This is a genomic window from Umezakia ovalisporum Ak1311, from assembly GCF_029891685.1.
Taxonomy (GTDB): domain Bacteria; phylum Cyanobacteriota; class Cyanobacteriia; order Cyanobacteriales; family Nostocaceae; genus Umezakia; species Umezakia ovalisporum.
Genome location: NZ_JANQDJ010000018.1, coordinates 65,589 through 80,023, shown reverse-complemented (window position 1 = coordinate 80,023; position 14,435 = coordinate 65,589). Strand labels below are relative to the sequence as shown.

Annotated in this window: 13 protein-coding genes and 1 tRNA gene; 5 read left to right on the top strand and 9 right to left on the bottom strand. The window is 41.3% G+C overall.

What is annotated here, in order from left to right:
• Nucleotides 1–641 precede the first annotated feature (641 nt).
• Complete coding sequence (locus tag NWP25_RS18620) at nt 642–893, top strand: IS1/IS1595 family N-terminal zinc-binding domain-containing protein (RefSeq protein WP_374912120.1); 252 nt, start codon at nt 642–644, stop codon at nt 891–893.
• Between the two features lie 134 nt (nt 894–1,027).
• A complete protein-coding gene (locus NWP25_RS03090) occupies nt 1,028–1,165 on the top strand; it encodes a hypothetical protein (protein WP_280698859.1) in 138 nt (45 codons plus the stop codon).
• A 411-nt stretch (nt 1,166–1,576) separates the two neighbouring features.
• Here NWP25_RS03090 and NWP25_RS03085 read toward each other — a convergent pair.
• From NWP25_RS03085 to NWP25_RS03060, 6 genes are all read right to left on the bottom strand, one after another.
• Nucleotides 1,577–1,649: transfer RNA gene (locus NWP25_RS03085), tRNA-Ala, on the bottom strand.
• Nucleotides 1,650–1,693: 44 nt separating this feature from the next.
• Nucleotides 1,694–2,422, bottom strand: coding sequence for an HAD family hydrolase (locus NWP25_RS03080; protein WP_280650711.1), 729 nt, complete (start codon nt 2,420–2,422; stop codon nt 1,694–1,696).
• Nucleotides 2,419–3,333, bottom strand: coding sequence for a class I SAM-dependent methyltransferase (locus tag NWP25_RS03075; RefSeq protein WP_280650712.1), 915 nt, complete (start codon nt 3,331–3,333; stop codon nt 2,419–2,421). The genes NWP25_RS03080 and NWP25_RS03075 overlap by 4 nt, the downstream gene beginning before the upstream one ends.
• A gap of 176 nt (nt 3,334–3,509) precedes the next feature.
• Complete coding sequence (locus NWP25_RS03070; RefSeq protein ID WP_280650713.1) at nt 3,510–4,772, bottom strand: dihydrolipoamide acetyltransferase family protein; 1,263 nt, start codon at nt 4,770–4,772, stop codon at nt 3,510–3,512.
• A 268-nt stretch (nt 4,773–5,040) separates the two neighbouring features.
• The gene (locus tag NWP25_RS03065; protein WP_280650714.1) at nt 5,041–5,490 is read right to left on the bottom strand and encodes a YlqD family protein; all 450 of its coding nucleotides are present in this window, start codon (nt 5,488–5,490) and stop codon (nt 5,041–5,043) included.
• A 40-nt stretch (nt 5,491–5,530) separates the two neighbouring features.
• Nucleotides 5,531–7,507 (bottom strand): long-chain fatty acid--CoA ligase, encoded by a 1,977-nt coding sequence (locus NWP25_RS03060; protein ID WP_280650715.1) that lies wholly within the window; start codon nt 7,505–7,507, stop codon nt 5,531–5,533.
• Nucleotides 7,508–8,501: 994 nt separating this feature from the next.
• On the opposite strand from NWP25_RS03060, the gene NWP25_RS03055 reads away from it, so the two are divergent.
• Nucleotides 8,502–8,699 carry a hypothetical protein gene (locus NWP25_RS03055; protein ID WP_280650716.1) on the top strand — a complete coding sequence of 66 codons (198 nt, stop codon included), beginning with the start codon at nt 8,502–8,504 and terminating at the stop codon, nt 8,697–8,699.
• 34 nt (nt 8,700–8,733) lie between these two features.
• Here the strand turns inward: NWP25_RS03055 and recQ are convergent, their stop codons facing one another.
• Entirely contained in the window at nt 8,734–10,908 is a 2,175-nt protein-coding gene (gene recQ / locus NWP25_RS03050; protein ID WP_280650717.1) for a DNA helicase RecQ, read from the bottom strand.
• Between the two features lie 289 nt (nt 10,909–11,197).
• On the opposite strand from recQ, the gene NWP25_RS03045 reads away from it, so the two are divergent.
• The gene (locus NWP25_RS03045; RefSeq protein WP_280698858.1) at nt 11,198–11,494 is read left to right on the top strand and encodes a hypothetical protein; all 297 of its coding nucleotides are present in this window, start codon (nt 11,198–11,200) and stop codon (nt 11,492–11,494) included.
• A gap of 120 nt (nt 11,495–11,614) precedes the next feature.
• Complete coding sequence (locus NWP25_RS03040; RefSeq protein ID WP_280650719.1) at nt 11,615–12,055, top strand: SufE family protein; 441 nt, start codon at nt 11,615–11,617, stop codon at nt 12,053–12,055.
• Between the two features lie 139 nt (nt 12,056–12,194).
• Here the strand turns inward: NWP25_RS03040 and murJ are convergent, their stop codons facing one another.
• Together murJ and NWP25_RS03030 are read right to left on the bottom strand one after the other, a co-directional pair.
• On the bottom strand, nt 12,195–13,799 hold the full coding sequence (murJ, locus tag NWP25_RS03035) for a murein biosynthesis integral membrane protein MurJ (protein WP_280650720.1): 1,605 nt from the start codon (nt 13,797–13,799) through the stop codon (nt 12,195–12,197).
• A gap of 31 nt (nt 13,800–13,830) precedes the next feature.
• On the bottom strand, nt 13,831–14,337 hold the full coding sequence (locus NWP25_RS03030; RefSeq protein WP_280650761.1) for a pentapeptide repeat-containing protein: 507 nt from the start codon (nt 14,335–14,337) through the stop codon (nt 13,831–13,833).
• Nucleotides 14,338–14,435 lie beyond the last annotated feature (98 nt).

The following is a 14,435-nucleotide window of genomic DNA, read 5'->3' as shown; positions in this document are numbered from 1 at the left end:
AGCTGCAAGCATATGTCTTTCAAATCAATGAAACCCGTTCGCGGGATTGAAACCTGCTAACTCAGAAGAATTGAGAGTAACTGTATTTTCTTTCAAATCAATGAAACCCGTTCGCGGGGTTGAAACTCGTGGTTGTGGACTGTATTCGCAAAGGTTGTATATACTTTCAAATCAATGAAACCCGTTCGCGGGATTGAAACACAGTAGGGACGTATTGCAATACGTCCCTACACAAATTCTTTCAAATCAATGAAACCCGTTCGCGGGATTGAAACAAAATCTCGTTGGTTTTGCAGAAATCAGACAAACAAGCTTTCAAATCAATGAAACCCGTTCGCGGGATTGAAACTTCCATACTTCCTGATACATCTACCATAGGTAAAGCCTTTCAAATCAATGAAACCCGTTCGCGGGATTGAAACTTGACAAGCAATAAGAGTATGAAACATTTAGGGATACTTTCAAATCAATGAAACCCCTTCGCGGGATAAAAACATCCCAACCTTATTACTCCTTACTCATCACTCCTTACTCATAACTCCCTACTCATCAAAGAAACCCCTTCGCGGGATAAAAACTTTACATGCATCCTCTAGAGAGAGGAATAATAGAATAACCGAGTATCTTTAAATACAGAAGCTATGTACTGCCCTAAATGCAACTCGAACAAAATAGTCAAAAATGGACGCACTCGCTACGGAAAACAACGCTTCAAATGCCAAAATTGTGGACGACAATTTGTCGAAAGTCAAACGCGACAACCGACTGATAAATTAATGCATGGGTTAATCGATAAACTTTTACTTGAACAAGTTTCATTGGACACCATCTCTTACATTACCGGAGTCTCACCACGTTGGCTTGAAAACTACGTAAATCAGAAATATTACTAAATCCCTAAATATGTTGAAGTTACCAAAAAAACCTGGTGGGCTAATTCTTCACATTGACCAGATGTAGTCATATGTAAAGTCCAAAGCGAATAAACAATGGATTTAATTTGCAATTGACCCTACAACACCAGAAATTGTCGGGGTATATATTGGCCATCGCCCTAGCCAATGAGCAAAACAGTTATGGCTATCGCCTCCACCAGGCTACCGTCAGTGTGCAGTTTGCTACACAAATTTTTGGGAGGCATATACAGCAGATTTCGTTCTTATAAAATAAAAATCATAATCATGAAAATTTTGTGGGGTAGGCATCTTCCCCGCCAATAGTGTACCTCTGACTGTTAACTGCTTTCAAATAAATAAAACCCCTTGGCGGGATAAAAACTTCCCAACCTCATTACTTCTTCCTCATTACTCATTACTCATCAAAGAAACTCCTTCACCGCATTGAAACTTGACATTGTGGGGATAGCAGGATAAAATATCGGTGCAAACCCTAAAATCAATGAAACCCGTTCGCGGGATTGAAACTTAAACTAAACTCAGCAGGCTGGTTTACACTATGTAACCTTCAAATCAACGAAACCCGTTCGCGGGATTGAAACTTACCAACCTTGCTACTTCTTACTCATGACTCCTTACTTAAAAAAAACACCGCCACACAATGTGCGACAGTGAAAAAGTGGAGAATAGGAGACTCGAACCCCTGACCTCTGCGGTGCGATCGCAGCACTCTACCAACTGAGCTAATTCCCCGATGAATGCAGAGTTATTAACTCTGACACACATATCATTATATTTTAACACCCTGGCTTTGTCAGTTTTAAATTTTTTTGTCCATAGAGTTCCTGGACTTGTGATAAGTCCAAGTCACTCAAACAGTCTACTGTCCAATTACACCAGCGGTGGAGCATATGAAACGGATAAGTGTTGGCCACACCAACCACTTGTATTTGTGCTTGTTTAGCCGCCTTAATCCCCCCTGGGGTATCTTCTATAGCTAGACATTCTTGTGGTTGTAGATTTAAATCAGAATATTTTTGGTTGAGACGTTCTATTGCTAAAAGATAACCTTCCGGTTCAGGTTTGCTAGTAGTAATATCATCACCTGCAACTATAACAGGAAAATATTCCTCCAGATTAGCTTTTTCTAGTACGAGTTTGATTTCTAAGCGAGTAGCTCCACTCACTAAACCAAGTTTAATGTTGCGCCACCGCACCTGGTATATCAAATCTTCCACCCCTGGATATAAAGGCAATTTTTCGATTTTTTCCAATTCCTGCACATAAGCTTGGGCTTTGCGATGTAGCAGTTTGTTGATATACTCCACGCTGGGGGTTCTACCACGATTTTGGAGTAATTCTTGCCAACAACCGCGATCGCTCCGTCCTAAAGAAACTTGACCCTCACTCATTTTTTGCGGTTGGAGATTTTCCTCGATGAGAATTTGATCTAGTAATTGTGAGTGGATGTGCCCATCGTCAATGATGACACCGTTAAAATCAAATAAAACTGCCTTTAAACTCATTTGATTATGCCAAATGCTGGAGATCCAAAGTCGTCCAACTCATTATTATCTGTTGCGGTATCCAGTGTTTGTACGTACCTATGAGTATGACTTTGCACATTTGCATCTGTTACAGCCATTGGTTTAATACCGCTTGTAACTTGATTTATCCACCAGAAATCTTGAGTTCGCACTGCTTCAAATCCAGCTGCACCCATGCGCGCATCTAGGTTATCAGCTGCATAGTCACGGATATATGGTTCTTCAAAGATATTATTGAGCCAATTTAAATGACGTAGGGTATTTTGATTACCATCGACAATTAACACCTGTCCTCCGGGTACTAATAACCGAAAGCTTTCGCGCAATATTGATTGGCACACTGCACTGGGTGTTTCGTGAAATAACAAAGCAGCAGTTACTAAGTCAAAACCACCATCTGGAAAACCAGTGGTTTCCGCATTACCATGTCGCCATTGTATATCTAAAAAAGCGTTTCTGGCTTTATCTGCAGCCCTGACTAGCATATAAGGAGACAAGTCTAAACCTATGACCTCAGCTGCGGGAAAAGCTTGTTTTAACATCAAGGTTGTGGAACCCGTACCGCAGCCTAAATCTAATATCCGTCGTGGTTGTACCTTGATGGCATCAATTAAAGCTTGACGAACCAAAGTTTCGTTAGGTACTAAAACATATTGAGTGATGGGGTCATAGGAAACCGCCGCACTGGAATTGAGATATCCTCCCTCAACACCGTGAAAATTTTCCTCGGCATAATAGGAAGGGGTGATGACATCACACCGTCGCCAGCGAGCACTTTCCTGTTCCCAGTCAATACTATCTGCGTAACGCCGTAGACCTTTTTCGTCAATGAACAACCGAAACACAGGAGAGAGAAACTTTTCCCAGATTGTATCCTTACCTTTAGCCATAGCATTTCACCAAATTCTTTACAAATTTTAACCAATTCTGTAGTCAGATGGTTGCCCGAGTCCCATAGCCCTAGGCAAACCTGCGGTAAGTCAATTGTGATGAATTGAGTAATGCCCACTTTTTTAATCTTGTAGAGACGTAGCAATAAATGCCACGCCCCTTATTCCTTGATTAATTACATTGTTAAAGATTGAGGATTGGTTTCAATCAATTTGGCTAAATCTTGCAAGAAAGCCGCAGCATGAGCGCCGTAAATAATGCGGTGGTCGCAGGTGATGTTAACTTGCATTTGTTGACCCATACCCAACAAACCCTCACTGGTGGCTACCACCTGGGGACGAGATGCACCAATGGCGAGGATAGAACCTTGTCCCGGCGGTAAAATAGCATCAAATGTGTCCACCCCAAACATCCCTAAATTAGACAGGGTAAATGTGCCACTGTTGTATTCTTCCGGTTGCAGTTGTTTAACCCTAGCGCGTTCTACTAAAGACTTCCAGGTACGGGAGAGGGAATAAATATCAACTATGTCTGCATTTTGCAATACTGGTGTTATTAATCCGCCATCATCCATAGCCACAGCTACGGAAATGTTAATACCAGAATGATAAACAATTCCTTGGTCTGAATAACTGGCATTTAATAATGGATGTTTTTGTAATGTCACCGCCACGGCCTTAGCCAGTAGCGCCGTCATAGTTACCCCTTTGGATTTAATTTGTTTGTAAAGTTTGTCTAAACCATCGGTGGTGATTGTGTAACCCACACGAAAAACTGGTACTGCTAGGCTAGCTACCATGTTCCGCACTACAGCATTTTGGAAAGTGGTCAAAGGTACCGTTTGACCAGAAAGAATGGGTGCAGGTGCTGGAGTTGCAACTGGTACAGGTGGTGCTGGTGCTGGTTTTGGTGCAGGGGCTGTTGGCTTGGTTTTACTCACTGCCGATTCTACATCTTCAGCAACAATGCGACCATAGGGGCCACTACCTTTGAGAGTAGTTAAATCAACTTTTAGTTCCTTTGCTAATTTCCGAGCCCGGGGTGAGATTACGAGTCTTCCCTCCTGGTGATTAGATCCATTTTGAGTAGCAAAGGTAGATGTTTCTACTGGGGCTGTGGCTGCAACTGGTTCGGGGGTGGTGGTGGTGGTAACTGAGCCTGAGTTAGCCAAATTTTTAGCGGTAGCAATTTCAGCTTCTGTTTCTGCTATGTAGGCAATGGCAGACCCCACTGGTGCGCTTTCACCAGATTGTACAATGATGTGGGCAAGATATCCTTCATAGAAAGTTTCCACATCCATATCTGCCTTATCTGACTCGACCACCACCACGGTTTCGCCTTTTTCCACTTTATCCCCCGGCGATTTTATCCAGGAAACGATTTTACCTTCTGTCATGGTGGAACTAAGGGCGGGCATAAATACTTCGTGAATGCTCATATGGTGGTATCAGAATCAATGGTTTATAAACTTTAACAGCTTTTGCCAAGTTAAATTGTATCCTGGCCGAAAACTCATAACTAGGGTTTAGTGAAAAGGAGCAGGGAACTTACCCTCCCACCCTTTCAACCGATGGTATTCTTGTTTCCATCAGCCAACTTACTTAAAGAAATTTTCATTGTGGGGGAGGAAGATACCCACCCCACAACAGGTTTTTTAATATTTGTACCTGATCTATCTGGAAGCTGCTGTGTATTGTAATCCTAGGTTAAATGTCACCCCGAATATCTTCCACAACACCATCCCGCAGTAGAATTTCTATCTGCATTTTGCTAATCAAGTTATCACCTTTTTCAACCCGGAAAAAACCTTCCATTTGGAATTGATTAACTTCTTGGTCTAATTCAAGATATTGTACTTGCTGGAGGTTTTGTAGCAGTTGATTTTTTTGCTCCAGCAGTTCACTTTTCTTTTGATTCACTTGGGCTTGAATGCTGTCAATTTGTTGGATGGTTTGAGGACCTGGTGGTTGTAAACTCTGCTTTTGAATAGCCGAGATTGCTCTTTGTCCTTCCGCATCGATTTGTTGCAGCTGCTGATCACTTTGATTAATTTGAGCTTGCAGTTGTTGTTGTACTTCCTCTTTCCACAGGGGGGTAACAACCACTTTCACATTAACAATGCGCTTCAGCAACAAGTTAGGGTTGGAGACATCCATAAAAGTTTCACGTTCACTCAATAGTTGGCAGGTGGAATGATTATCGGGTATACATCCCGTCAATAATATCGCGATAGCGTTCAGCGACTAGGTGTCGCCGAATTTTTAAAGTTTGTGTCATCAAGCCATTTTCCAGAGAAAAGGGTTCGATGATCAGCCTAAAGGGGCCAATGCGATCATCCGGTCGATAACCTGGACGGTTTTGCACTTCCCGATTCAATTCTTGCCGAAACAAGTCCTGGATTATTTTACTCTCCAGCTCAGTAGATGTGGTCAATTCCGGCGAGTTTTCTTGTGGGAGACCCAGGTGTAGATTTTGACTTTCTGCCCATTGGGTTAGGGCTTCCAGGTTGGGGACAATTAAAGCCCCGATGCTGCGCTGGTCTTGTCCTACCAACATGATTTGATCAATATAGGGCGATCGCAAACAAGCATCTTCAATTGGTTGCGGTTCGATATTTTCGCCATTGGTCAAGACAATTGTATCTTTTGCCCTGCCGGTCAGCACTAGGTCGTTGTATGGTGTTAACCAACCCAAGTCACCGCTATTAAACCACCCCTCAGCATCAATTACTTTAGCCGTTGCTTCTGGGTTTTGGTAGTAGCCCGACATTACTTGTGGCCCTTTCAAGAGAACTAAACCTCCCTTCCCAAGGGGTAAAGGTGTTTTCGTTTCTGGATCAACGATTTTGACTTCTGTACCTGGGATTGGTTGTCCAGAGGAACCACGTAGATTATGCCAAGGACGACGGGCGTTGGTGACCGGAGAGGTTTCTGTTAAGCCATAACCTTGCAAAATCTCCACGGCAATAATTTCAAAGAAATCATCTATGTGTCTGGGTAAAGCACCGCCGCCACTAATTACCTGCTTGATGCGTCCCCCCGTAGCTTCCCGTACTTTACCATAAACAAGCCGTTCTCCCAAGGTATGAAGTGGCAACAAGGCCAATGCCATCATCCCAGAAATGAATTTCTCTAAAGTTGAAGCATGAAGATGATTTAAACTCAATCCTTGGGCAATGCGTTGTTTTGCTATGTGAATTTCACTTACTGCTAGCAAAAATTTAATCAGGCGTTGTTTGTTGGCTGGTTGTTCGCGAAACTGCTTTTGCACCCCTTCATAAATTGATTCCCACAAACGGGGTACAGCAATCATATAATGAGGTTTAAATTTTTTTAAGTCTTGTTTGACAGAACGGAGGTTGGTATAAATTTGTGTACAACCTTGGGAAAGTAAGAAATACTCACCACTGCGCTCGTAACTGTGCCAAGAAGGAAGGATACTCAGAATTATGTCTCCTGGCTGTGGTTGCACCACTGTACCCAGGGTGCGGACTTGGTGTAACAAATTGTTATGAGACAGCATTACACCTTTGGGTTTACCCGTTGTCCCAGAAGTATAAATCAAAGTAGCCAGGGCATCCCCTCTTTGCTGGACTTTCATCAAGGTGTGATTAGCACCAATTTCTTGCAACTGGGAGAAGTTGAATATTTTGAATGCAGCTTCTGGTGGTGGGGTTTCATCTGAGAGTAAAATAATAAAGCTAAGGGGCAACTCATACAGTCCATGGCTGAGTTTGTTAAAGGTGTTTAAGTCCTGGAGTACCAGGGCTGTGCTACCACTATTAGCAATGATATACAGTAACTCTTCTCGTTCTGCTTGGGAACTACGCACAGCATTCACCACTCCGGCTGTCATCAGCCCTTGATCAGCTATAAACCACCGGGGACTGTTATCAGCAATTAATGAAATGCGATCGCCTACTTTAACTTTCAACCCTTGCAAACCTGAAGCAAATTGTTCAATTTCCCCTGCTAATTCCCTATAGGTCAATTTTATTTCTGGTTTACCATTGGGACTATGGAGAGCAACAACATCACCAAATCTTTTTGCTGCTAAGGGCCAAATTTCTGATAATAAAACTATCTCACTGTAATCGACTAAACGCTGTAATTCCTGGCTTTCTCGTTTCGTGATTTTAGATAAATAAGCAGGTGTAGCTTGGATGCTAGACATAACAAATCTCCTTAATTGACCCTCCCAGACCTAAAGGTGTTGGGATTCCATAATCTATTTTGTAACTTGCTGGGACTGTATTTCTACAACCAAAGTAGAGGTTACGACCTTAACTCCCTCGATTTTCTTATCAGGTGCAAAATATAACATTAGGTCAAACTCTTGTGTCCCAAACTTCACACACAGCCTTCTCCCAAGGGTAGACCCTGGTCTAACATCCCTTGGCTAAAGTAGGAAATACGGCGCTACGTGTCCGTTTGTCAAGGGATATCAGCATTTTGTTATCAAAATTTATGTTAAGATTAACTTATTTAAACTAAAAGCAATAGATAATTTAATTGTCAGTTGCTGTAGTTCCCCTGGCAAAAAAACAGAAGCCACCTATCTTTACACGGGGGTGATTACCTATCACTTTAGCGGATGCTTTATTGCTCACCTTAATTAATGCCCTTGTTTGCTTGACATTGCCTAAATTACTCTCAAAAATTCTTCGTCGTCAATGCAAACTAAGTCAACCATGGACAAAAGGTTTAACCTCACACCAAGCCACCCAAGGAATAACCAGTTTCCCTTACTGTACTACTTACCTATTAACAGGTAGCCAATTCTGTAGATTCAGACCGCAATTCTGTTCTCAGTGTTCTCCCAAGTAATATATTTTTTCTTTCCTAGTAATCTCTGCTAAATTTTCCCCCGTGAAAAAAGACGGGGATTCTTATTTGTATAAATTATCCCAGACATCCAAACCAAAGCCCCAGCTGTTCAAGAAGTGGTGGATTCATCAAATAATCACAGAAATTAAAAGATAAGAATGCCATAATCTCCATGCTATTCAGGAATAAATAAATTTGGTACCAATCAGAATATGAAACGCCAAAATCACATTTATTTTCCTTTGTACCTTGTGTGAGACTAATTGATATTTTTACTTAGCAAGTACCAAAATCATATATCAAGAAATAGTAAAAACCCATTTTAGCAAAAAGTATAGGATATGAATTCTATAGATATTTTATTGGTGACAGTGGTAAATACTGTTATTTCTATCACTTTGCCTAAAGTGTTATCCATCAACAAAAAATTTGGCGCTACTAAAAGCAGTAATAAAAAACAAACTCAGGGAATATCTACGCCTGAAAAACCATCAGCAGAGTCTAGCAGTAAAATCTCTGGTGCAATGGATGCAGTTTGAGTGCAATAGTGACAAACTAACTGGAAATTAAGAATTATTCACGATTTTTCCGCCGCCATTTTTCTCTGACTAGGCGAATTTCATCATAAGTATAGTCTTCACCTAATTGTTCTTTCACAGGAGTTAAGGAAATATCACCCAGAACCTCTAAAACTTGCCAAATTTTTTGTTGATGTTCCAGGGGTACTAACTTATTTAAATCTATAGGCTGATTTTTAGCCATTAACTGAGAAAGATGATTGATAATTGTGGAGGGGCTAAGATTTCGTTTGTGGGCAATCTGGGCAACAGTTAAGCCTTCTTGATGTAATCTTAATGTGATTAACTCAGTATCCCTGGGTGTAGTAAAAATTTTTTTTTCAGCCGATATAGAAGCCGTAGTATAGTTCTGTTGTGGTGTTACACCTTGTTCTTGGGTGTAGGCTGTAATTTCCCCTAGGAATTTTTTACCATACTGTGCTAGTTTGTGACTACCTACCCCAGAAAGTTGAGCAAATTCTGCTAAAGATTGGGGTTGTATTTGTGCCATTAATCTGAGGGTAGCATCTGGAAAGACAACATAGGGGGGTACAGATTGTTCATCTGCTAATTGCTTGCGAAGCCATCGCAATCTTTGGAATAATTCTGGTTGTACAGCTTTTTCTGTCCCTTCCACCAAACTTATTTTTTGCGCCACGGGTACAACAATAAAAACTTGGCGCTTTCGCTTCATCACTTCCCAACTCAAAGCATTGAGTTTTAAAACTGAGTAACCATCATTGGTTTGTTGTAATAAGCCTTGATGTAAAAGAGAACGCCCTAAAATTCGCCATTCATCTACACTTTTATCTTGACCAATACCGTAAGTAGAAAGTTGGTCGTGTTTGTATTGAGTAATTCTTTTACTTTTAACTCCCCGCAACACATCAATAATGTGTAGCATCCCAAATTTTTCTTGACAACGGGCTACACAAGAAAGAAATTTCATCGCTTCAATTGTCCAATCTTCTAGAGGTTTGGGATAACAACAATTATCACAGTTACCGCAATTACCCGGAAACCGTTCGCCAAAATAACCTAGTTGAATTGTCCGCCGACAATCTGTACCTTCAGCATAATCAATTACTTGACGTAGTTGTTGTTTAGCAATTAATTGTTCTTGGGGGTCGGTTTTTTGGTTAATACTCCATTCAATGGTTTTAATATCACTGTAACTAAAAAACATGGTACAACGGGAAGGTTCGTTATCTCTCCCGGCTCTACCTGATTCTTGATAATAACTTTCTAAATTACGGGGTAAATCAAAGTGAATTACTAAACGCACATCTGGTTTATTAATTCCCATTCCAAAGGCAATTGTGGCGACGATAACACGCACATCATCTCGAATAAAACGATTTTGATTTTTGACTCGTTCTTCGTCACTTAAACCAGCATGATAAGGCAAAGCGGCAATTTTATCGTTTTGTAATTTAAATGTAAGTTCATCAACTTTTTTGCGGGTTAAGCAATAGACAATTGCTGAACCATCAATTTCTCGTATCAGTGCTAAAATTTCCGCGTAAGCTGTTTTAGATTTGGAACGAACTTCGTAATAAAGATTTTGACGGTTAAAGCTGGCTAGGTGTATGCTTGGTTGCTTTAACCCCAGTTGTTGAATGATATCGCTACGCACACGATCCGTAGCTGTGGCGGTAAGAGCAATGGTGGGAACACCTGGGTAACGGCGACGCAGAGATTTTAATTGACGATATTCGGGGCGAAAGTCGTGTCCCCACTCTGAGACACAGTGGGCTTCGTCAATGGCGAAGGTGGAAACACCCACTTGGTGATGTACCAGGTCTAAAAATGGCAGAAATTTTTCACTGAGTAGCCTTTCTGGAGCGATGTAGAGTAGTTTAATTTTACCGTTGCGGATGGCTTCTTCCCGCGATCGCACTTTGTAAGGATTGACGCTGCTGTTGAGAAATGTGGCAGGAATATTGTTATTTCGCAGTGCTTCTACTTGGTCTTGCATTAAGGCGATTAACGGTGAAACTACTACTGTTAAGCCTTTTTTAATTAATGCTGGTAATTGAAAGCAAAGGGATTTACCTCCTCCTGTAGGCATTATTACTAGCAAATCTCGATTTTGCAGCGCATCTTCAATAATTTGCCTCTGTCCGGGACGGAAGTTATCGTAACCAAAGTGATATTTAAGCGCTTGTTCGAGATGGGGGTACTGAAGCATGGTGATGGGTTAGCAGGAGCTCTCTCTATGGTTTTGACACTCCCCTGTCTTTAGCCGAGGGGATTCTACATTGATTGCACTTAGCTTTGGACTCTAACACCAGCACTACTTGTATCACCTCCTAAATGTAAGTGTAATCAGCAATTATACAACACTTGTTAGAAAAATGCAAGAATACAGAAAAAACACAAGGTATGAGTAATTTTCTCAAGTTTATTGACAATAATTTTTGTTAATTCCGTAATAAAAACCGGGAACTATTGAAAATTATAATCATCCAATAAAACTTTTGAAGTTCTGGTTATGGGGGCGATTGCAAAATAATCTCATGGGGAAATTACGATTAGAAATACTGAGCGATCGCTTATTGCTAGGAACATTATTGCTGTCCATAGGACTGGTGCTAATCACGGCCATTTCCCTATCATTTGGTTCAGTGGCTATGACTCCTGCTCAATTATGGCTTGCAGTTATCCGCCAAGGTAATGAATTAAATCAGATTTCCCAACAATCACCAAGTACACCTGTAAATTCTATGAAAGCAACAAAATCAACAAAATCAACAAATAATATTCCAGCACTATAGAAAAAGCCTGTCAGCAGTTAAAACAAGCTCTATATCAATGAGAATTACGAATTAGGTTCAGACCATCCCTGGCAAAATCAACTACACTCAAAGTAAGACTGATTATTTGCAGCTTCTGTTATGTCTTCAACTATGGATTCTTTGCCACCTGCTCTTGCTAAAATCGTCCAGCGCTTTCAACGTGCTACCGACCCGAAGCGTCGTTACGAACAATTAATCTGGTATGCTCAGAAGCTGAATGATTTTCCAGAAACTAGCAAAGTTCCAGAAAACAAAGTTCCTGGTTGTGTATCTCAAGTTTATATCACCGCAGGACTGGAAGATGGTAAGGTTCTATACCAGGGTGATTCTGATTCTCAGTTAACAAAGGGATTGGTGGCGCTGTTGGTGGAAGGCTTAAACGGACTAACTCCTGGGGAAATTGTCCAACTCACTCCCGATTTTATTCAAGAAACAGGTCTAAATGTCAGTCTCACTCCTTCCCGTGCTAATGGATTTTACAACATTTTCAAAACCATGCAAAAAAAAGCACTTGAATGCAAGTTAGATTTCCCTAGCTGAGTAGTGATTGACATCTTAAAAATTAAGGCGTTGCTCATTGAACCTTTGTAGAAATGTTTTATCCAACATCTCTACTAACCATAATAACAAACAGGGCAGTTTCACCTTTATTCAGCAAAGCCTAATTACCAATTACTAACTATCTTCTGAAAAATTTTTGACCCACACCTACAATAACAGCATTAACTTCTGGTATTTTCATACATGAAGCAATAATAGCAAACACTAAAATTCCCACTAACCCTGATATACATAACTGCAACAGTTGAATAATTAACCCTTGGCTACCTAACAACTGCTGTAAACTAACCAAAGTACCAAAGCTGGCTAACCCAGCGACAACACTACCAGCAGTTAAACCCAAAATTGGCAAACTCCACTCACGCCAAGGTAAACCATTGAGTTTACCTTGGAGCAACCATAACAGCATTAATACAGAACTGAAATTAACACCCACTGTTGCCAAGACAATACCCGTAGCGCCAAAAGGTTTGACTAAAATTGCATCCAGTAAAGCATTGAGGAAGATATTAAACATACTAATGCGGAAAGGTGTTTGTCCATCTCCCAGAGCATAAAATACCCGTACTAACACATCACGCCCTAAATAAACAAACATCCCAATACCGTAAGCAACCAAAAGCGATGCAACTAACTGTGTAGCTTCTTGTTTGAAAGCCCCTCGCTCATATATTATCTGGACAATGGGTACAGAAAGAACCACCATCATAGCCCCTAAAGGTAGCATAGTGACAGCGGTGAGTAAAATTCCTTGGCGAATGCGTAATTTCAGGTGTGGCCAATTTTCTGGGGCTGCCAATTTAGCAAACATTGGTAATAAAGGCAGCAAAATAATATTAGAAATAATACCTAAAGGTGTTTGCACAAGGAGATTGGCATAGTTAAAACCAGCCGCCGCCCCAGGGATGGGACTAGCAAAGTAAAGGTCTGTAGCCACATTAATGGGCATCATACCAGAGGAGATTGTGGCGGGAGTCATAATCCTAATCACTTCTTGCACCCCCGGAGATTGAAAATCAAATCGCCAGCGTAATGAGCCTAATCCTAAACGCCCCTGGACAATTAGCTGTACTAGCCATTGCAGAATCGCCCCTGCTAAGGTTCCCCAAGCTAAGACCATACCACCAATGAAGGCGTATTCTGGGTTGATAATATCTTTACCTAGTTGAGCGGTTAAGATAGCAATGCCGGCAATCACGGTTACACTGGATAACAACGGACTAATGGAGAGTAACCAATACTGATTGGCGGCGTTGAGTGTGCCGAAACCTATGCCGATTAAACCCGCAAGTACAGCCATTGGTGCCATGATGCGGACTTGTTGAATGGCGATGGCTCTGGTGGTTGGTTCCAAGCCATGACCCACAATATCAATGATGGCATCGGCAAAGAAAATTTGAGCAAATGTCACCACCAAGAGCAATCCACCCACCAAAGTGGTGACTGTTTCTACCAGGGGCGCGGCTTCTTCCCGTTGGTTCTTGGCCAAAACACTGACAACGGCGCTGTGTAATGGACCATTGACACCACCGAGTAAGATTAAAAGAAAACCAGGAATAATGTAAGCGTAACTGTAGGCAGTGGCAGCAGCACCAACACCAAAAGCAGCAGCGATCGCCTGTTGTCGCACTAACCCAAAAACTTTACTAATTAAGGTAGCTGCGGCGACAATGCCGGCAATTCCAGCGAAAGAGCGAGAGGGTTTAGAGTCTTGTTGTGTCACTATTATTAATTTTCCCAGTTCCTAATCTTGTTTAGCGACATCCTAAACTATCGCGTGTAGCTACGCCGGTGACTGGATTAATCCCATCAGCGCCATGGCACATTAAAGCCACTTGATACTGGTCTATTAAAGCATTGGTAAAGTCAGCACCAGTGATATCTGCATCATAAAAACGACTACGGGTCATAGTCGCTTCTGTGAAAATAGCATTTCTCAAATTTGCGCCGTCCATAGTCACACGATCCACTAAAGCACCCGTGAGATTTGCGCCTTCTAAATTGGCTTTTAATAAAACTCCTTTAGTGAGAATGGCATTAGTTAAGTTTGCGCCTTGAAAATTTATTCCCCGCATTTCTGCGGCCACAAAAGTACCCCCAGCTAAATTGATGTTAGAAAAATCACGATTTTCTAGATTGCTATTGCTGTAATTAATGGTGTTGATTTGACCAAAAGCTGGTTGAGGATTGGTAATCACCCATAACCACGCCAAAACGAACATCACCAACAAACTTAATAATCTCAGTAGAAATTTTTTCATCATTTGACAGATTTCGTTGCTAATCATTAGCCATTAGTCTAATAAACTATTAGTGCATTTACCCCTTACCCAGAAACCAAAAGTTACATAATCAGCCA

Bases quoted from the DNA above. Each gene is read 5' to 3' on its own strand.
- NWP25_RS03060 (WP_280650715.1), bottom strand. From the start codon at position 7,507: ATGTCTAGCATCCAAGCTACACCTGCTTATTTATCTAAAATCACGAAA.
- NWP25_RS03080 (WP_280650711.1), bottom strand. From the start codon at position 2,422: ATGAGTTTAAAGGCAGTTTTATTTGATTTTAACGGTGTCATCATTGAC.
- NWP25_RS03070 (WP_280650713.1), bottom strand. From the start codon at position 4,772: ATGAGCATTCACGAAGTATTTATGCCCGCCCTTAGTTCCACCATGACA.
- recQ (WP_280650717.1), bottom strand. From the start codon at position 10,908: ATGCTTCAGTACCCCCATCTCGAACAAGCGCTTAAATATCACTTTGGT.
- NWP25_RS03030 (WP_280650761.1), bottom strand. From the start codon at position 14,337: ATGAAAAAATTTCTACTGAGATTATTAAGTTTGTTGGTGATGTTCGTT.
- NWP25_RS18620 (WP_374912120.1), top strand. From the start codon at position 642: ATGTACTGCCCTAAATGCAACTCGAACAAAATAGTCAAAAATGGACGC.
- NWP25_RS03040 (WP_280650719.1), top strand. From the start codon at position 11,615: ATGTCTTCAACTATGGATTCTTTGCCACCTGCTCTTGCTAAAATCGTC.
- NWP25_RS03065 (WP_280650714.1), bottom strand. From the start codon at position 5,490: ATGGATGTCTCCAACCCTAACTTGTTGCTGAAGCGCATTGTTAATGTG.
- NWP25_RS03075 (WP_280650712.1), bottom strand. From the start codon at position 3,333: ATGGCTAAAGGTAAGGATACAATCTGGGAAAAGTTTCTCTCTCCTGTG.
- NWP25_RS03055 (WP_280650716.1), top strand. From the start codon at position 8,502: ATGAATTCTATAGATATTTTATTGGTGACAGTGGTAAATACTGTTATT.